Here is an 18,187-nt window from a genome sequence, read left to right as displayed (position 1 = left end):
AGTAGGTAGTAGCGGGCAAGATGCCCGCCCTACCAACCAATGTACAGGCTTAGGGATACTTTCATCCCGACAAACATCTACTTGCGATGCCAAGAGACTTTGGGCAAAATTTGGTTGGTATCGACGCGATGTTTGTATTTAGTGGCAAAGTTCAGCAGGGAATCTAGCAATGAGTCAGAGAGATAGTGAGGTTGCAAACCGAGGTCGAGTAATTTGGTGTTTTTCGCGTTGAAATAATGTTGTTCTAACTCGACGCGGGGATTCTCTAAATTCTTAATTTCCACATCAAGTCCCAATGAAGTCCCGGCTTTTTTGACCATCATTGCCAAATCGCCAACGCTAAACATTTCGGTGAATTGGTTAAAGACGCGCAATTGACCGGGTTCGGCGGGATTAGCGATCGCTAACTCTAAACAGCGTACTGTATCGCGGATATCGAGGAAACCTCTGGTTTGACCGCCTTTACCGTAAACTGTCAGAGGATGTCCCACTGCGGCTTGAATGCAGAAGCGATTTAATGCTGTCCCAAACACGCCGTCGTAGTCGAGACGGTTGATGAGCATTTCGTCCATACCCGTTTCTTCTGTCAAGACACCATAAACCACACCTTGATTCAAATCGGTGGCGCGTAAGCCCCAAATTTTGCAAGCAAACTGGATGTTATGGGTGTCGTGTACTTTACTCAGGTGATAGAAAGATCCGGGCTGTTTGGGATAAGGTAGGGTGTCCTTACGCCCGTTGTGTTCGATTGTGATGTAGCCTTCTTCGATATCGATGTTTGGCGTACCGTATTCGCCCATTGTTCCCAATTTCACCAAATGGCAATCTGGGAAGTCTTCTTTCATCGCGTAGAGAATGTTTAAAGTTCCTACGACATTATTCATTTGAGTCATGACCGCGTGTTCGCGATCGATCATTGAATAAGGCGCGGAACGTTGTTCGCCAAAGTGAACGATCGCTTCTGGCTCAAACTCATGCAACGCTTTGATGAGAAAATCATATTCGGTGATATCGCCAACAAACAAATCGATCGATTTACCTGTTAAATCTTGCCAGCGTTGGATTCGTCGCTGAATTGGCGCTATGGGAGTTAGAGTGTCTACCCCTAACTTACTATCCCAATAGCGCCGCACCAGGTTATCCATAATGCCGACTTCGTAACCTTTGTTCGACAGATGTAGTGCGGTTGCCCAACCGCAGTAGCCATCGCCACCAATAACCAGGACTTTCATACTCAGTCTATAAATCTATTTATCGATACTCGGTAAATGTACCAGGTATTGGTACCCTCGGTAACGCTTTTGGGAATTGGATTTTGGATTTTCTCTGTCTGGGTGGGTTGAGAGGATCTCGCGCTTGGCTCTCTCGGCTAATCTCGGTATGGCGTTTTGTCTGGTAAATTAGCTCTATTCTTTAGTAGATAGCATTTTTGTCGGTTTTCCTCAGCAATGTCATTCTTCCTTCCTAGGAAGCTTGGTTACTCTCTTTAAAAGCTTTCATCTGTTTTTTTACTTGCACGCCACTTTTCGTAGTAAGCACGTTGTTCTTCAACTGTACCAATTTGTTCTGGCTCTGCCCGATCAAATATTCTCAGTAAATCGCTTCGTTGAGGACGTTTACCTAGTTTTAGCCGATAAAGCTTTATTCCTCCTCCCATATCTCGTGACATTGGTGATGGGTAAGCATCAATTCGTGCGCCATTGCAAAGAATATTCCAACCTTTTTCTTCAAGAAGGACTCTAAGTTGACAAAGACAATCAAAAATATCTCTACCTTCAAACTGGTGATTTCCTAATTCGTGATTTTGAAAATTAACTGTATAAGGTGATATCCTTCGATAAGATATTGTGCATTCGCTTAAACAATTTTTATCTGCCGAAAATTTGATAATTTGCAGAGCTAAAGTTTTGCTCATAATCTATTTTTTACCTGATTTAAACGATCGTCATATCAATTCAACTAAACAAAAAAAACCCGCTTTAACGGGTTTAGCTGATGTAGCTGCGGTGGCAACTAATAAAATAGCAAATTTAATCTTTAACTTTTTACTTCGTCGGCAAAAGTTGCCCAACGGACAAAGCGAAATGGACCTGCGACAGAACCCCAAATGTGTTCGTCGGTTTCTGGATCTCGTCCGCGATCGTAGCTGATAAATTGGGTTTCGTCGATTTCAAAGGTACTGTCGAGATAGGTGGTTTTTCCTTTGCGGACGACGATACAACTTTTACCGGGTTCGACTTCTCCGGTAAAGCCGTTTTCAGTTTTCTTGACGATCATGTTGCAGCCTGGTAATTTCTCGATTTGGGCTGGTTTTAAGGTGTACAATCTATCTAAGTCGCGAGTTGCACCGTGGAAGTTTTTCTCGTCTTTCTCGTCTTTAACGATGTAGTTTTCAATTTCAATGCCGCGATCGCTCCCTACTAACTTAATCACTCGCAGTCGATAAGGCGTGTTGAGCATATAATCGTAAGCTTGCTCTACCATCATACTCACTCCATCGAGAAATTCTAAGGGCAGAGGACGCATACAGACGCGGATATGAGCGAATAAAGGGGGATTTTCAAAGGCTTGCTCTTGGTTGCTAAAATCTGCTGCCATTAATTGAGCTAAGGTTTTGATATCTGTCATAACTATGTTGTCTTTGTGCTATTTTTTGTCTCTTTGGTAAGCTACGAGCCAAACCGACTATGTTAAATCATCCCTCTGTGAGGCGGAATAAGAGAAACTGAGTTACTTGGTTGTCACGAAAATTATCATCGCTGAGTAAAATTAAACTTTGGGTTCCGTCGCGAAAACGCGGTCCGAGGGTCATTGCTTCGAGGTTGTCGAGATAAATACCGAGTTCGCTAAGATCGAGTAAGATTTTTTTCTTGAGGGGTTGCAGTTCGCCCAGTTCTCCTTTTAAGCTGTCAACACCGGAGATGTCGGTAGCGTTACCAATGACGACTTGAAAAATTTTTGCTCCTGCTCCGATCGCGCCGAATGTGCGCTCTAATGTTAAGAAGAATCCTTCTGGTTCGATCGCACTCATCTCGGTTAAGCCATTGGCGATCGTGTTTTTTGGTGTGGGTTCGAGTAAATACAAGTGTTCGGCTAGTAACAATGGGGAACCTACGGGTCCGATAACGTAGTGGAGAAAGCGCAGGCGATCGCTAGTTTCTGGATTTAACGCTATTTTATCTTGTAGTAGTGCTGCTTCGGTGGCGGTAAATAACCGAAAGGGATCGCTGGCTGCTAATCCGTTAGGATTAAGGGATAAGGATTCAAAGCCGAGGTTATCTTGGACTCCTCGTGGAGGTTCGTCTTGTTTATCGGTTTCGTTGGGTAAGTAACGTTGGGGAAGTCGTAATTTTGACAGTAGTTTCCCAGTTTCGATGTCATACTCAGCAATTAAGGGCGCAATTTGTTGAGAGGGAATTCCTTCACTGGAAACGAAGATCGTTCTTTTCGGAGAAACAGCAATTCCTTCAAGATCGACGCTACCCGCAGGATAAGTTTGTCCGTTTTCGTTACGGAGATAGGTAACGTTTTTGATGTCAACCTTCTCTATGCCGATCTTATCTAAGTCTTTTTGATTAAAGCCAATGTTGAAAGTATAAAATCTTGCGGGGGCAAAGTTACTGCGATCGTCAGAAATTACATAGTAGTTCGAGGAAGCGGGATCGTAGGCGATCGCGGATAATCCTCCGACTTTCGTACCATTAAAGTTACTTTTTGGCAACTGATATTCGTCTAAAAATTCTAATTTCAAATCGAGAAATATTCTTTCTTGGGCGTTCAGTCGATTTGTGCTGCAAGCAGTTAAACTTATCAGCAGTACCAGGCTTAAAAGTAGTTTGGCTATTTTATTCATTAGGATCGGCTTCAATTTACTAACTCTCGCTTAATTTTTCCTATAATTATCTTAATCTCAAATAATCATCTCATGAAAAACTTATCTATTCAACTACCAGAAACAGTTTTTTCCGCTTTGAGAAAATCTCCCGATGAATTTGTTAGCGAAATGCGTATAGCTGCGGCAATCAAATGGTATGAGTGAGGAGAAATATCTCAAGGTAAAGCAGCAGAAATCGCTGGCTTAAGTCGTGCTGACTTTATTGCTGCTTTAACTCGCTATCAAGTGGATTTTATGCAAGATACTGCTGAAGAATTAGCTGAAGATATGAATAATGTTGATTAAAAAAGTTATTGTTAATTCTTCCCCACTAATTGTTTTGTTTAAGAGTCAACAAACCGATCTCCTCCCACAGCTTTTTGAAGAAATTTTTATTCCCCAAGGTGTTTGGGATGAGATAACGAATTCAAGTAAAGATGATTTTGCTTCTCAGCAATTACCTAACGTAGATTGGGTGCGAAAAGTAGAAGTTTCTTCAGTAGAACCTGAAATAGCGGCTTGGGATTTAGAAAAAGGAGAATCCGAAGTATTAAGTTTAGCATTAAAAGCAGTAAACTATGGAGCAATAATTGACGATCGTGCAGCGCGTCGATGTGCTAAAAGCTTTGGTATTATTACGGTACAGGGAGAATAATTTTGTTGGCAAAACAACGTGGAATTATTAATGATGTATCAGAAAGAATTCAAGCTTTACGAGATGCTGGATTATGGTTGTTGGATACTGTGGTGAATTTACTTAAACAACAAGCGGGAGAATAATTAAAGAGAAACTTAGTTGAGGTTTTTTCAGTCAGATCGGGTAGCAAAGTTAAGTTAAACTAGGTAAAATTGAGATGGGCTACGCGAAAGGTTACTCAAAAATGCTTAAATTGGGAATGGCGGTAGTTGTAGGAAGTTTGACAATAAATATGTCTTGGTTTGGCGATCTAAATTTAGCATTAGCCCAGACTCAACCGCAAGTTAGTCCTTTAGAAATTACTACTCCCGATCCATTATTACCCGATTTAAGTGGCGATCGTTCTCTCTCTGCGGTGGAACGTTTGCGTTTAGAACAGGAATTGGCTAAATTGAATGCGGAAGCAACTGCTTTATTTAATAGTGGAAAGCAAGATGAGGCGTTTACAATTTGGTATCGGGAATTGCGTTTGCGCCGTTTTTTAGGTATAATTGAAGAGGTAAATTCTTTAGCGAGAGTGGGAGTAGTTGCTTGGAATAATACTCGCAAAAGAGATGTCCAAATTATTACTCAGCGTTTAGAAACTATTCAGCAAGAAGCAGCCGCAGAAAATCAGTTAACTCCAGAGTTACTGACTGCTTTAGGTGTTGCTTACGAACAAATTCGGGTTCCCAAACAGGCTTTATCAGTGTATGAGATAATTTTACAACGAGCGCGCGAAGTCCAAGATCGTCGCGCGATCGCTACAGCTTTACAAACTATCGGAAAACTAAATTTAACTTGGTTTAATTATTCCCAAGCAGCCCAAGCTTATGAAGAGTTACTCAATTTAACTGAATTACCGCTTCTTCCTCTCGAACAACTAAATTATCTCGAACAGCTAGCTTTTATTTATCAGCAAGCAAAAGAACCAGAAAAGGCGATCCCCATTCAAGAACAGTTAGCCGAAATTTATCAAGGCAATCAACAATTAGTCAAATTAGCCGAACTGAAAATTTCTCTTGCTAATAATTATCGCACAATTAATCAACCAGAACAAGCCAGCAAAAACTATCGGGAAGCTTTTGACTTAGCTTGGGCTTTGCAACAGTTTGCTTATGCTCGTAATGCACTTAATCAATTAGCCCAACTATACGCAGCTTATGATGAAACTGACTACGCGATCGCCGTTTATCAGGAATTAATTAAGGTCGAACAACAGTCTTATGATTTTTATAATTTGATGAACACTTACGACCAACTCGCGCAAATTTATTTCCAACAGAAAAACTACACTCAAGCTTTAGCTATGCTGCAAGAAGGTTTAAAAATAGCTGAGATGTTAGGCTATCAAGAAGCTTATTTTCAAACGCAAATTGAGCGAGTCCCTGAGTAGATAGAAACTGTAATTATTGCCCCTTACTGAACAACCAAAACTGCACAGGTAGCATGATGCAAAACGTAATTACTAACACTACCAAGCAAAATTTCGCTTAAACCAGAGCGACCCCGACGACCGACAATAATTAAATCTGCACCCCAATTTTTAGCACAATTACAAATTACGTGTCCGGGATCTCCCATTTTGTAATCAAACTCTGTCGGAATGCCGAGATTTGTTGCCGTTTCACACAGCGATCGCAACCAGCTTAAAACTTCATTCAGGGCTGCCTGACGAACTTTCTCGAAGTATTCAAAATTGTCTGGGGGATAAAAGCCATCAAAAGCCCAAGGATTTGCTGTATTAACCATATCTGGAGTTTTCAGCAACTGTTCGCTAATCCCGTGGAAAATCATTAAATTGCTTTCACCTTGGCTTGCTAATTTCAGTGCTTTAGCAAAAATTGTTTTTTCACTCTGGCGATCGAGAGCAACAAGAATCTTCTTGAAACCACTATCAGTTAACCCTTCTAGTGTCGGCGTTTCATTAGGTAACAATTCCCGATCTGGCTGTGATATTTTCATACCTTCCCCCTTGGCTTAATCGGCTTGGGAAGCCTACTAATTTTAGCTTGCCATAACTGAAGAAAAGCAATTGATTTTTGAGAAAAATTTTAACAGAATATGTTAAGAAATTTCTCACAACCAAAATTTAGGGGCAATCCCCCTGTGGTTGCCCCTACTATTAATAACGAATACGCGGATCGACATAAGCATTAGCAATATCAATCAAAATGCTAGCCACCACCACGATCGCGCCAAAAAAGACCATAATTCCCTGGACTGTGGGATAATCTCTCAGGGAAATGGCTTCATAGAGACGATTACCTAAACCGGGCCAAGAGAAGGTAACTTCAGTTAAAACTGCACCTCCCAACAAAGCAGCAAAAGTCAATCCCAGAATTGTAATTACCGGAATTAAAGCATTTTTAAAAGCATGATTAAACAGAATTTTAATTTCCGGAATCCCTCTCGCCCTCGCAGCTTCCACATAATCTGCTTGCAAAGTTTTCTTCAAATTTACGCGCACAATTCGCTCGAAAATACCGCTCAAAAGTACGCCCAAAGCCAAACAAGGTAAAGCCAGATAATGCAAAGCAATCAAAAATTGCTGAAAATTACCACTTAAAAGACTATCAAAAGTGTACAAGCCAGTAATCGTTGGCGGTGGTGGATAACTAATCGGAAAACGAGTACCAATCGGAAACCAACCTAGCCCCACAGCAAAAATTAATTGCAAAACCATTCCCACCCAAAATAAAGGCAAAGAGTAGGTAATAATGCCAAAAAGTCTACCCCCAGCATCGAGAAATGTACCTGGAAACGAAGCAGAAATCATGCCTACACCCACGCCCACAATTACGGCAACTACCATACTAAAAAAAGCAAGTTCCACTGTAGCGGGAAAATATTGCTTAATTACCTCCCAAACTGGCAAACCAGCGCTAGTGAGGGAGCTTCCTAAGTCGAGACGCAGCAAATCGCCGAGATAGTCGAGATATTGCAGAAACAAAGGTTTGTTAAGTCCAAGTTGTTCGCGCAGAGCAATTTTTGCCGCTTCCGGGGCGCGATTACCTAGAATAGCATCAGCAGGATCGCCGGGAGTTGCTCGCAACAAGAGAAAGACGAGGGTGACGATGGTAAACAACATCAGTGGTGCGAGCATTAGACGGGTTAAAAGATAATATTGCAGGGCTTTAGCGCGAGACATAGTTATCGTAAATTAAGTTGATTAACTATTGTACTTGAATACATATTTCCTCTAGGATTCGTAGCATCCCGACCGTACGATGTAGGTTGATGGTCGCCTGTGAAATTCGTCAATTGATTCCCAGATTAATAGAGATAAGCGCGATCGCGCGATCGCTTCATTACCAAAATCCCCCACAAAAATAGATCGATCCCCATACGTTCAAGGGCAATTCAATCTTTAGTTTCCCATTAGTCGCGAATATCTCCCACGATCGTGATTTTTACTTTTGCTTTCATGACTACAGCGATATTGGTGTTCTACTCGAAGATGCAAACGGTGTCTGGTTGAATTGGACAAGTGGGAATTTTGAGATCATTTCCACCAAGCCCAAGCTCTCTCAGATTCTGGAGATTGGCTAAGGGGGTTACATCTACAATCTTATTTTCACTTAGATTAAGCTCTTTTTTTTGAGTGAGAATTTCTGTGGCGCGATCGCACTCTTGTATTTCTGCTTGCTCTAATAACACTTGAACCGTATGACGAGCCTCTGGGGTTAAATCGTTTTGATTGAGACACCAATCCGTAAACGTCTTAAAGGTATCTGAAGGATTTTGAACTTGTGCGATCGCCCTGTCAACACTGACAATCATTCCTAAAATTGCCAAAAACCCAGAATAGATGATTTGCTTCACGATCGCTTCCTTTTTTGCCTTCATGTCAAGCTCTAGTTTAGCCAAAAACCAAATATTTCCCCCTCACCTCAGTTTCCCATCGATCGCGAACATCTCCCACGACTGCAATTTTTACTTTTGCTTTCAAGACTACAGCGATATTGTTGTTCTACTAGAACCTGCAAACGGTTTCTGGTTGAATTGGACAAGTGGGAATTTTGAGATCGTTTCCACTAAGCCCAAGTGTTGTCAGATTCTGGAGATTGGCTAAGGGGGTTACATCTCCAATATTATTGGAACCAAGATCAAGCTCTTCGAGATTGTGGAGATTAGCTAAGGGGGTTACATCTACAATTTTATTGAAACTAAGAAAAAGCTCTTCGAGATTGTGGAGATTGGCTAAGGAGGTTACATCTACAATCTCATTGAAATCAAGCCCAAGCGTTGTCAAATTCTGGAGATTGGCTAAGGAGGTTACATCTACAATCTCATTTCCACCAAGCCCAAGCGTTGTCAAATTCTGGAGATTGGCTAAGGGAGTTACATCTTCAATCTCATTGTCACGAAGCTCAAGCCGTGTCAAATTCTGGAGATTGGCTAAGGGCGTTACATCTACAATCTCATTGTCAATAAGATAAAGCTCTTCCAGATTCTGGAGATTGGCTAAGGGGGTTACATCTACAATCCCATTTCCACCAACCTCAAGCCGTGTCAAATTCTGGAGATTGGCTAAGGGCGTTACATCTACAATCTCATTGAAACCAACCTCAAGCCGTGTCAGATTCTGGAGATTGGCTAAGGGCGTTACATCTACAATCTTATTTCCATCAACCTCAAGCTCTGTCAGATTGTGGAGATTGGCTAAGGGCGTTACATCTACAATCCCATTGGAACCGACCTCAAGCCATGTCAGATTTTGGAGATTGGCTAAGGGTTTTAAATCCACAATCTCATTGTCACCAAGCCAAAGCAATGTCAGATTGTGGAGATTGGCTAAGGGGGTTACATCTTCAATTTCATTGTTAATAAGATAAAGCTCTTCCAGATTCTGGAGATTGGCTAAGGGGGTTACATCTTCAATTTCATTGTTAATAAGATAAAGCTCTTCCAGATTCTGGAGACTGGCTAAGGGGGTTACATCTACAATCTCATTGTTCCAAAGAACAATCGCTGTCAGATTGTGGAGATTGGCTAAGGGCGTTACATCTTCAATGTTATTTTCACCAAGCCCAAGCGATGTCAGATTCTGAAGACTAGCTAAGGGGGTTACGTCTACAATCGCATTTTCACTTAGATTAAGCTCTTTTTTTTGAGTGAGAATTTCTGTGGCGCGATCGCACTCTTGTGTTTCTGCTTGCTCTAATAATACTTGAACCGTATGACGAGCCTCTGGGGTTAACTCGTCTTGATTCAGACACCAATCTGTAAACGTCTCAAAGGTATCTGACGGATTTTCAACTTGCGCGATCGCGCTGTCAATACTGACAGTCATTCCTAAAATTGCCAAAAACCCAGAATAGATGATTTGCTTCACGATCGCTTCCTTCTTTGCCTTCACATCAAGCTCTAGTTTAGCCGATCGCTTACTCGCAGCAGGGCTTGAAACAATATCCAGAAAACCGAAATATTATCTCTAATGTTTTTGGATACTTCAGAGACTATTTAGACTATGAAACCTGCTATCAGTTAGCTGAAGTCATCAGTGAGTATCGATTCATCCAGAATTCACTGTGAATGTAAATATCAGAAACCGGGTTTCTTGCGGTGGGAAATTAAAGAGCGATCGCGCTTGGTTGCGGATACCATATCCCCTAGACACAGAAAGTTAATTTTCTTCAGCAAGCCCTAATTACCAAATCCCTTTTTCTTGCCATAGTAAACTTTTTTGAATTCTAGGCGATCGCGCAGTGCCTCGCCTTTGGCGAGTTCGCTATACGGACTATAAAGCGTATAAGTAGCCTTTCCTGGTTCTCTACCGACATTTCCCACCCCAATAACTCTTCTTTTAGGTGCAGTAATCGTTTGCACGGGTTGCTTAGATTCTAAAGTCATCACCGAACTATTTACCGAACCTCCTTGTAGCTGATATTCAAATACTTGACCCGAACGACCACAAAAGAGATAATTTGCCTGAACTCTCTGCAAACGGTCTAGCATTTGCCAAGGTGGGGTTTCGGGGGTTAACTCATCACTGACGCTAACAGTGCTACCGTGAATTAACAAACAATCTAATTCAAAGAAGCCAAAATGACAGTTGCGTAACCACTGTACCGTTTCGCGAGATACGGAATCCCACAGTAGTTTAGCGGTTTCTTTGCCAAAGCGATCGATTAATTCTGTCGGTTCTGCTGTCGAACCCACACCGTGTAAAGCAAAGCATTGTTCTTCCCACCAGCCGACACATACTTGGGGTTCTAATTTTCCTGGTAACGGGTTTTGAATGCGTCTGATTACTTTTTCGCTATCTGGGTTAGCTGCGACGATATCGCCCAAAATATACAATTCCTCTACTTTGACGCGCTGGCGGTTGAGATCTGCCAACACTGCTTCATAAGCTGCGATATTTCCTTCAATTCCGCTTAATATTGCCCACATCGATCTGCCTGTCTGTAATAATGATAATCATTATATCTCTCTCCGACTGCAATAACTACACTCGTATCTATGCTGCTAAAATTTAGATAGCTAAATAACTGTAAATAACAACAACATGGAAAAACAAGAATTAAAAGCCTTAATCAAAGAAACCATAAAAGAAGTTATCCAGGAAGAAAGAGCTAGTTTATCTCAAATTTTGATTCCTTATATTAGTGACAAAGAACAGGAGGAATTAGAAATAGAATTCGGGATACCTTCAACATAAAAAGAAGAATTAGTAGATTTAACAGATTGGGTCAAAAATGGCGGTCAGATTTCGCAAACAACCAATTAAATTTCTCGAAAAATCCAATCCTCAAGAAATTGAAAATATTCGTTCTTCAATTAAATTAATTACCCTGGCTATCGAAGAACAAGGAATAATTCCTTTCATATTTTAGACAAAATTGAAAGGCTAGAAGCGATAAGCCTACGGCATGACTTTGCTAACGCAGGTATTAAACAAGGATTAGCAGATATAGAATCAGGAAAAACTCGTCCTGTAGGTTAATTTATGCAAGAAAGAAAGTTTTACCCCGTACAAGACAGATAGCCAAAAAGTTTTCGTATAATTGAGATAACTAAATTGGGTTTAAAACTATGCCAACATTAGAAGAAATCAAACAAATGATCTTTCAGTTACCGATACAAGAACAAATAATACTAATGGAAGATTTAGAAGAAAAACTAGAAACTCTACAAATGATGCAAATAGCAGAAACTGGTTTTACAGAATGGAACGATGAGGAAGAAGATATCTATGATGCCTAAACCTCAACCTGGAGAAATATGGCTAGTTAGATTTCCTTTTAGCGATCTCACTGCTGCTAAATTAAGACCCGCACTAATTCTAGCGATACATAGAGAAGAAGTAATTATTCTGGGTATATTTTCTAAAATTCCTGCTGGTAGTTTGCAAAATAGTTGGGTCTTGATTCAAGATAGTGATGCTCAATTTGCACAAACAGGCTTGAAGAAAACATCTTTGATTAGAGCCGATAAAATAGCTACAGTAAGTGCATCAGTTTTTCAAAGAAAACTAGGTAACTTATCACCAGATTTATCTATTAAAGTGCAAAAAGCTTTAAAAATCGCTTTAAATCTTGTTTGATATTATTTTTTGCTATTTTTCGTATGTAGTTCGTAAAGTGCGATCCGAAGGCTAGGCGAAGCCTAATCGCTCAAATGAAACAAACGGGAGAACCAATAGTTTTAATAGTGAATGGCAAAGCTGAAAGTCTACGCAGATAAATAGTTATCCGACTGAAGATGTAAGTTGTTAGGTTTTTGAGGAGATATTTTGGACACGAATGAATGCTATGTATATTTTGCTTTAGACGGTGAAGATTTTGAACCAAATGATGTGACTGATTACCTAAATATTAAACCTACATCAGTGAGAAGGAAAGGAGAAAGAGTAGCAGGTATAATACATAGGTCTAGTTCTTGGAAATTGTCAACACAAAAGATAATAAATGAAATAATTTATGTTGATGAAATGGCATCAGAAGTAATTAAAATTTTAAAACCGAAAATTAATCAAATAAATGAAATTGCTGAAAAATTGAATCTTTCTGCTCGCTTAGAAGTGGTGCTTTGGATTACAACGGATGATACTCAAACTACTCCAGCAATAAGTTTCAATGTAAATAATCTTAAATTTTTATCAAATGTAAATGCTTATATTGATATTGATACTTACCGAAACTAAAATTGAGAAGTCTAATCGCGATCTGTAATTATAATTGCGATCGCCCAATTTTTGTAAAGCAGTTACATAGAGCGATCAATTTGCCTAGTAATTCCAGTATTGTTTTGGTTCAGTTGTTTGGGTTTTTGGCAGTGGCTTTATGATGTAGGCAGGGTTGAGGGTTTTAGATTATGTACTGCTGAATAGTTATATTATTTGATCATAAATCCTTGGAAGCCAATCAAAGCAATCACTTCAGCAGTTTATATTTATATTTTGCAATAACTCTATTTTATGTAATGAATTCAATGCTCTGTGAAAATCTTCAATTCCTCAACGAGAAGCGGTACTGGATGTATGGACCATGCTTTGAAGTGCGGTTTTACTTTCAGGAAAAGCGGTGTTCTCCTACAAATTTTGAAAAAATACTTTTGTCTGACTCCATGGTTTATACTCCCCCTGGTATTTCATTTCCAATGTCAGATATGCCAGGAAGGTGCGTTTTAGCTACAGGAAATGGAGAAAAACCACTTGGATTTAGTTATTTTGGTGGAGATCGTGGTGATTATGACTATTACATCATTGCGACTTATCCCTTGCAAATAAAACGGCATTGCGGTAGATTCCATTGGAATGCAAATGCTGAGTATCCTCAAAATGTCATCCATTTGCACGCTGAGTTGATTCCTTTTATCCGTAGGCTACATTCTCAATTAAATTTTCATTTAGCTTTTGTCAGTGATGAAGCAGCACCATGGTTTACCCCCAATCACGCATCATTAAATGGAATTCTCATTTATGATTGGCTGGTACAACAGGGGGATTTTGGAACTTCAGAATTTGTAGAGTATTGTTATGCGCTACTTCCATTTGATTCAGTAGAAAAATGTCTATAAAATTGCGAGGCGTATTGGTATTCTAGTAAGTGCGTTAACAGTTGAAGAAATGAATAATCAATTATTGTATGCCTAGTTGTTGTGTTGTAGCGCGATCGCTCAATTTTTTGTCAAGCAATTAGAAAAGCGATCGCCAGATCCCAAAACCAAACAAATTACCTCTCACACACATGAGTCGGATCGTCCGCTTTTTCAGCAAATTCCAAGCCCTTAGCCAAACGCCAAGCAAAAATCGGCGGTAAACCAGCATCTAAAATAGCAGCACAAGTTGCTTGATAGTCATACTCCACTTCCCGCAAGCTTACTGCTTCTGTCTCCGTATCATAAATTACATAGGTAGCATTGGGACGACCATGACGGGGTTCGCCTACCGAACCGACATTAATAATTCGCTTCAGGGGAGTATTAAAACTAACCGCAGGTTGTTCGTTTTGATTGGGTTGACAAACTTTAACCTGTAATTGTCCAGAATCTAAGGTACGAACATAGGGAACGTGAGTATGTCCGCAAAATAATATATCTGCATCGCTGGAAAGAACTCTTTCTAAAGCAGTAAAAGCATCCATTTCGGGTAACAAATATTCGTGGTTGCTACTCGGACTACCATGTGCGAAACAGAGATTATCTTCTTTATAGGTATGGGGTAGTTGTGCCAAATATTCCCTAACTTCGGGATTGACCTTTTTATTTGTCCATTCGTGGGCGATTCTGCCTCTTTTTTCCGCCAACAGAGAAGGATAACTACACTCACAGGCATTTAATCCTTCGACAATATCTTCATCCCAACAACCCTGTACGGTGGGAATATCTAAGGAACGAATTTGTTCGACTACCGCATTGGGATAGGGACCATAACCCACTAAATCCCCCAGACAATAAATCTTTTCGGCTTTTTGTTCGTCAATATCCAGTAAAACTGCATCTAAAGCTGCATAATTACCGTGAATACAAGACATTACTGCTATTTTCATACTACCTCTACTTCAGTTGCTAAAGATTTTTTTACTTGTTGTTGGTAATAATTAATTGCGGATTCGGGAACACAGCAATCTCGGACAGTTTGGGCAATTTCAGCCTTATCTAAATTACTACCCACGATTTCAAAACCGCTCTTGCGATCGGGTTTACCATTTAACCAACGGGGTAAATTTAAGGGTGTAAATTTTAATTCCGATTTCCCCGATCTAAAGTCACCATAATAAATTTGTCCGTCTACTAAATCGAAAATTCCCTTTGCGCGAACTACCTCACCATAAGCACCTTGGGTAAGTTCCAGCCAAAAAGTAGCCAGACTGTCGAAATCTAAAATTTCCCCTGTCAAAACCCCCCGATGAATTTGTAAGGCTTTAGTTGGCTTGGTGATGTTATTTCCTGGAATAATTTCATCCGCCCAAGTCTTTAATTCTGTACTATCTGTATCCTCTGGAATTATGGCTACTCGGTGGGGGTTTAAAGTTTGCAGTATCGGTTCAATTCCTGCTAAATCTAAATACCAGGGAATTTCGAGATAAGTGATGGTTTTGTTTAATTCCGCTTCTTCTCCTGTTTGATAAAGCTTCAGTTGGGGATATTCACTTTGGAGATATATTGCATCAATGGGTAGAGAATCGGTTTGGGGGCTGAAATAGCCTACCGGTTTATTGGTTTGGGCTATTTGTTGATGAATCCAGTGGGTTTTACCCGCACCTGGGGGACTGGCGATCGCGATAATCATAACGACATTTTCTGAGAACGATTATCATTATATCTAAAAAAAAAGAGATGAGCTTAATACCCATCTCTAACAGTGAGACGCAAATCGATTAACGCCATCCAGGATTGTGGCGAATTAAACTCATGAACTCCTGACGGGTTTTTGCATCATCGGCAAATACACCTCTAACCGCACTGGTAGAAGTCCAAGAACCAGGTTTTTGTACCCCCCGCATTACCATACACATATGGCTGGCTTCTACTACCACTGCTACCCCTTTTGAATGTAAGCGTCGTCTAGGTTTTCTCAAAATTGCGATCGCGCTGATGACGGGATTTTCGCCAAGCATCGATCCCCAGACTAACAAGATAAGTAACCGCAGCACAAAGTACGATCGTCGCTCCAGAAGTAAAATTGAGAATGTAGGAAAGTGCTAAACCTAGGGTAGTAAAAACCATGCACAGACCAATAGCCAGCAAGATCGTTTTCTTCAGATCTCGGACATAAAGATTGGCGATCGCAGCAGGCATAGACAGCAAGGCAATCAGTAAAATCACTCCCGCGACTCGCATTAGCATCGCCGTGGTTAAAGCGATAATTACCATCAACATCAAATATAGAGCATCCACTGGCACATTACGAACTGTGGCAAAAGTATCGTCAAAGGAAATAGCTAATAGCTCTTTATAAAATGCCATCACCAACAAAACGATCGTGATGTCTAAGAGTAACATAATCCACAAATCTTGCCGAGGAACAGCCAGAATACTCCCAAAAAGATAGCTGGTTAAATCTGCCGTATATCCTTCGGTTAGATCGATAAAAATCACCCCAATAGCCATCCCAATCGACCACAACATAGCAATAACGGTATCTTCTCGCAGTCGAGTTTTACGCTGCACCCAACCCATACCCATTGCTGCTGCCACACTAAAAGCGATCGCTCCTAATACGGGATTAAAGCGAAAGAAAAAACCCAGTCCAACTCCTCCATAGGCTGCATGGGCTATTCCTCCTGCAATAAACACGATGCGATTGACGACGACAAAGCTGCCAATAATTCCACTAGCAACACTTACCAGCAGTCCAGCTAGCAGCGCATTTTGCATAAATTCTTGCTGTAGGGCTTCTAACATCTTCTATCCTTCTGTATCGTGTCGGTCTAAAATGCGCTGGGGAACACTACTATGAACTACTTGTTCTATGGTGCTGCCATAGGCTTGTTCTAGCATTTGATTAGTTATTTGGCGATCGCCGTGATAATAAAGTTTTTGATTCAAACAGCCTACAGTTTTAACCTGAGACGAAATAGCTCCAATATCGTGAGAGATAGTCAAAATCGTCACATAGCTATTAATCTCCTCCAGTAGATCGTAAATTGCTGTCGATGCTCGACTATCCAAGCTAGCAGTCGGTTCGTCCAACAGTAAAATACGTGGTTCTGTCGCTAAGGCTCTGGCAAGATATACTCGTTGTAGCTGACCTCCAGAAAGCTCGCTTACGGAACGATGGCGAAGATCGAGTAAATCTACTTGTCGTAGTGCCTGTTCGACCTTTTCATCGTCTTGCCGATTAAAACGACTTAGAAGACGGCGTTTTCCCAAGCGTCCCATCCGCACCACATCCCAAACATCGATCGGAAAACTGCGATCGAAGGTAATTATTTGAGGAACATAGCCAATATATCGCCGACCTTGCTTGGCTTCCAGACCTAAAATTTTGACCTGTCCTCGTTGAGGTGCTAGGAGTCCTAGCAACACCTTAAATAAGGTTGTTTTACCGCCACCATTAGGACCGATGATGCCAATGTAGTCTAATTCGCGAACGAAAAAATCGATCCCTTGCAAAACATCATTCTGTTCGTAGCCAGCCCAAAGATTCTTAACTGCGATTACCAGATCGGATGAATTTGATGGTTTCATTATTGTTAGTCAGACTCGTTAGCTAAGAACTTGCTCGAAAGTGTCGGCAACTTTACGCATATTGCTCATCCAATCTTCTGCCAGGGGATCGATTAAAATTACTTCGCCACCAATTTCACTGGCAATGGTTTTAGCAGATCTAGTGCTGAATTGAGGCTGGGCAAAAATTACCTCAATATTTTCTGCTTCAGCTTCTTTAATCAGTTGAGACATTTCCGCAGCACTCGGCTCGTTTCCGCCAACTTCAATCGGAATCATTTCTAGGTTATAAGCATCCGCAAAGTATCCCCAAGCAGGATGAAAGACCATAAAGGTTCGGTCTTCAACATTAGCAAGGGTGGCTTCTATGTCTTGATTAAGCTGTTCGATCTCGGCGATAAATGCTGCCAAATTCTCTTGATACTTTGGCTGGTTTTGCGGATCTAGCTCTACTAAGGCGTTGTAAATTGTCTGGGCTTGTTCTTTAACTAGGGGAGGAGATAGCCAAATATGAGGATCGGGATTAGTACCAGTCTCAGCTTCTGCTTCATTATGTCCGTGTGCTTCATCATGCCCGTGTTCGCCTTCTTCCCCGTGGTGGTGATGGTCGAAAGCCATTGGCATTCGGTCGATATCTTCGGTTAAATCTATTACCTGTAAATCGGAATTAGCGGAACTAATGCGCTCCCACCAGGCGTTCTCGAAAGGTACGTGAATGCGGACATAGGCATCGGCATCGCTCAAACTCTGAAGTTGCTGTGGTTTGGGTTCGTAGGTAGCAGGACTCGCTCCTGGCGGTAAGAGAATACTAACATTGACGCGATCGCCACCAATTCGCTCCACAAAGTATTTCTGCGGAGGAATACTTACCATTACCTCTAATTGGCTTTCTGTAGCTTCAAGATTTGAGGTTTGAGAGGCTTCAGGCGCAGTTGATTCGGTTGGAGTTTCACTTACCTCGGAAGGGTTACACCCAAATAACGGTGTAATCCCCAATGCTAGAGCGATGACAAATA

At 41.0% G+C, this 18,187-nt stretch carries 22 protein-coding genes and 2 pseudogenes; 9 read left to right on the top strand and 15 right to left on the bottom strand.

What is annotated here, in order from left to right; translation table 11 throughout:
• Nucleotides 1-77 precede the first annotated feature (77 nt).
• The 4 genes from G3T18_RS21410 to G3T18_RS21395 all read right to left on the bottom strand — a co-directional run bounded on the left by G3T18_RS21410 (nucleotide 78) and on the right by G3T18_RS21395 (nucleotide 3,853).
• Nucleotides 78-1,232, bottom strand: a complete 1,155-nt coding sequence (locus tag G3T18_RS21410; protein ID WP_224412626.1) for a UDP-sulfoquinovose synthase — start codon at nucleotides 1,230-1,232, stop codon at nucleotides 78-80.
• A 254-nt stretch (nucleotides 1,233-1,486) separates the two neighbouring features.
• Nucleotides 1,487-1,915 (bottom strand): hypothetical protein, encoded by a 429-nt coding sequence (locus G3T18_RS21405; protein WP_224412625.1) that lies wholly within the window; start codon nucleotides 1,913-1,915, stop codon nucleotides 1,487-1,489.
• Between the two features lie 122 nt (nucleotides 1,916-2,037).
• Nucleotides 2,038-2,628, bottom strand: coding sequence for a chromophore lyase CpcT/CpeT (locus tag G3T18_RS21400; RefSeq protein ID WP_224412624.1), 591 nt, complete (start codon nucleotides 2,626-2,628; stop codon nucleotides 2,038-2,040).
• Between the two features lie 67 nt (nucleotides 2,629-2,695).
• Nucleotides 2,696-3,853, bottom strand: a complete 1,158-nt coding sequence (locus G3T18_RS21395) for an esterase-like activity of phytase family protein (RefSeq protein WP_224412623.1) — start codon at nucleotides 3,851-3,853, stop codon at nucleotides 2,696-2,698.
• A gap of 72 nt (nucleotides 3,854-3,925) precedes the next feature.
• On the opposite strand from G3T18_RS21395, the pseudogene G3T18_RS21390 reads away from it, so the two are divergent.
• The 4 genes and pseudogenes from G3T18_RS21390 to G3T18_RS21375 all read left to right on the top strand — a co-directional run bounded on the left by G3T18_RS21390 (nucleotide 3,926) and on the right by G3T18_RS21375 (nucleotide 5,946).
• Nucleotides 3,926-4,180: pseudogene (locus tag G3T18_RS21390) on the top strand (UPF0175 family protein).
• Nucleotides 4,170-4,529 (top strand): hypothetical protein, encoded by a 360-nt coding sequence (locus tag G3T18_RS21385; RefSeq protein WP_224412622.1) that lies wholly within the window; start codon nucleotides 4,170-4,172, stop codon nucleotides 4,527-4,529. The pseudogene G3T18_RS21390 and the gene G3T18_RS21385 overlap by 11 nt, the downstream one beginning before the upstream one ends.
• Before the next feature lie 5 nt (nucleotides 4,530-4,534).
• Nucleotides 4,535-4,654, top strand: coding sequence for a DUF3368 domain-containing protein (locus tag G3T18_RS21380; RefSeq protein ID WP_263480525.1), 120 nt, complete (start codon nucleotides 4,535-4,537; stop codon nucleotides 4,652-4,654).
• A gap of 101 nt (nucleotides 4,655-4,755) precedes the next feature.
• Nucleotides 4,756-5,946 carry a tetratricopeptide repeat protein gene (locus tag G3T18_RS21375; RefSeq protein WP_224412621.1) on the top strand — a complete coding sequence of 397 codons (1,191 nt, stop codon included), beginning with the start codon at nucleotides 4,756-4,758 and terminating at the stop codon, nucleotides 5,944-5,946.
• 23 nt (nucleotides 5,947-5,969) lie between these two features.
• Here G3T18_RS21375 and G3T18_RS21370 read toward each other — a convergent pair whose 3' ends face one another.
• The 5 genes from G3T18_RS21370 to G3T18_RS21350 all read right to left on the bottom strand — a co-directional run bounded on the left by G3T18_RS21370 (nucleotide 5,970) and on the right by G3T18_RS21350 (nucleotide 10,949).
• Complete coding sequence (locus G3T18_RS21370; protein WP_224412620.1) at nucleotides 5,970-6,515, bottom strand: universal stress protein; 546 nt, start codon at nucleotides 6,513-6,515, stop codon at nucleotides 5,970-5,972.
• Between the two features lie 160 nt (nucleotides 6,516-6,675).
• The gene (locus G3T18_RS21365) at nucleotides 6,676-7,701 is read right to left on the bottom strand and encodes an ABC transporter permease (protein ID WP_224412619.1); all 1,026 of its coding nucleotides are present in this window, start codon (nucleotides 7,699-7,701) and stop codon (nucleotides 6,676-6,678) included.
• A 299-nt stretch (nucleotides 7,702-8,000) separates the two neighbouring features.
• Nucleotides 8,001-8,399: a leucine-rich repeat domain-containing protein gene (locus tag G3T18_RS21360; RefSeq protein WP_224412618.1), complete on the bottom strand. Its 399-nt coding sequence runs from the start codon at nucleotides 8,397-8,399 to the stop codon at nucleotides 8,001-8,003.
• Between the two features lie 127 nt (nucleotides 8,400-8,526).
• Complete coding sequence (locus G3T18_RS21355) at nucleotides 8,527-9,912, bottom strand: leucine-rich repeat domain-containing protein (protein WP_224412617.1); 1,386 nt, start codon at nucleotides 9,910-9,912, stop codon at nucleotides 8,527-8,529.
• Between the two features lie 287 nt (nucleotides 9,913-10,199).
• Nucleotides 10,200-10,949, bottom strand: a complete 750-nt coding sequence (locus G3T18_RS21350; RefSeq protein ID WP_224412616.1) for a metallophosphoesterase family protein — start codon at nucleotides 10,947-10,949, stop codon at nucleotides 10,200-10,202.
• Between the two features lie 115 nt (nucleotides 10,950-11,064).
• Here G3T18_RS21350 and G3T18_RS21345 point away from each other — a divergent pair, with 115 nt between their 5' ends.
• The 5 genes from G3T18_RS21345 to G3T18_RS21325 all read left to right on the top strand — a co-directional run bounded on the left by G3T18_RS21345 (nucleotide 11,065) and on the right by G3T18_RS21325 (nucleotide 13,577).
• Nucleotides 11,065-11,217 (top strand): hypothetical protein, encoded by a 153-nt coding sequence (locus G3T18_RS21345; protein WP_224412615.1) that lies wholly within the window; start codon nucleotides 11,065-11,067, stop codon nucleotides 11,215-11,217.
• 37 nt (nucleotides 11,218-11,254) lie between these two features.
• Nucleotides 11,255-11,392: a hypothetical protein gene (locus G3T18_RS21340; RefSeq protein ID WP_224412614.1), complete on the top strand. Its 138-nt coding sequence runs from the start codon at nucleotides 11,255-11,257 to the stop codon at nucleotides 11,390-11,392.
• Between the two features lie 359 nt (nucleotides 11,393-11,751).
• On the top strand, nucleotides 11,752-12,102 hold the full coding sequence (locus G3T18_RS21335) for a type II toxin-antitoxin system PemK/MazF family toxin (RefSeq protein WP_224412613.1): 351 nt from the start codon (nucleotides 11,752-11,754) through the stop codon (nucleotides 12,100-12,102).
• 189 nt (nucleotides 12,103-12,291) lie between these two features.
• Nucleotides 12,292-12,702, top strand: coding sequence for a DUF4279 domain-containing protein (locus G3T18_RS21330; RefSeq protein ID WP_224412612.1), 411 nt, complete (start codon nucleotides 12,292-12,294; stop codon nucleotides 12,700-12,702).
• A gap of 209 nt (nucleotides 12,703-12,911) precedes the next feature.
• The gene (locus tag G3T18_RS21325) at nucleotides 12,912-13,577 is read left to right on the top strand and encodes a hypothetical protein (RefSeq protein WP_224412611.1); all 666 of its coding nucleotides are present in this window, start codon (nucleotides 12,912-12,914) and stop codon (nucleotides 13,575-13,577) included.
• A 155-nt stretch (nucleotides 13,578-13,732) separates the two neighbouring features.
• Here the strand turns inward: G3T18_RS21325 and G3T18_RS21320 are convergent, their stop codons facing one another.
• From G3T18_RS21320 to G3T18_RS21295, 6 genes and pseudogenes are all read right to left on the bottom strand, one after another.
• Nucleotides 13,733-14,548, bottom strand: coding sequence for a metallophosphoesterase family protein (locus tag G3T18_RS21320; RefSeq protein WP_224412610.1), 816 nt, complete (start codon nucleotides 14,546-14,548; stop codon nucleotides 13,733-13,735).
• On the bottom strand, nucleotides 14,545-15,291 hold the full coding sequence (locus tag G3T18_RS21315) for a GTP-binding protein (RefSeq protein WP_224412609.1): 747 nt from the start codon (nucleotides 15,289-15,291) through the stop codon (nucleotides 14,545-14,547). Before G3T18_RS21315 ends, G3T18_RS21320 begins: the two co-directional genes overlap by 4 nt.
• A gap of 88 nt (nucleotides 15,292-15,379) precedes the next feature.
• Nucleotides 15,380-15,559 (bottom strand): annotated as a pseudogene (locus G3T18_RS21310) (GTP cyclohydrolase I); the annotation flags it as partial.
• Between the two features lie 7 nt (nucleotides 15,560-15,566).
• Nucleotides 15,567-16,406, bottom strand: a complete 840-nt coding sequence (locus tag G3T18_RS21305; RefSeq protein WP_224412608.1) for a metal ABC transporter permease — start codon at nucleotides 16,404-16,406, stop codon at nucleotides 15,567-15,569.
• Between the two features lie 3 nt (nucleotides 16,407-16,409).
• Nucleotides 16,410-17,192 carry a metal ABC transporter ATP-binding protein gene (locus G3T18_RS21300; RefSeq protein ID WP_224412607.1) on the bottom strand — a complete coding sequence of 261 codons (783 nt, stop codon included), beginning with the start codon at nucleotides 17,190-17,192 and terminating at the stop codon, nucleotides 16,410-16,412.
• 18 nt (nucleotides 17,193-17,210) lie between these two features.
• The coding region (locus G3T18_RS21295; protein WP_224412606.1) for a metal ABC transporter solute-binding protein, Zn/Mn family at nucleotides 17,211-18,187 on the bottom strand (977 nt) is incomplete at its 5' end.

Origin of the sequence: Oscillatoria salina IIICB1, from assembly GCF_020144665.1 — a bacterium.
In the GTDB taxonomy this organism is placed as follows: domain Bacteria; phylum Cyanobacteriota; class Cyanobacteriia; order Cyanobacteriales; family SIO1D9; genus IIICB1.
This window is presented reverse-complemented; position numbering and strand designations above follow the sequence as displayed.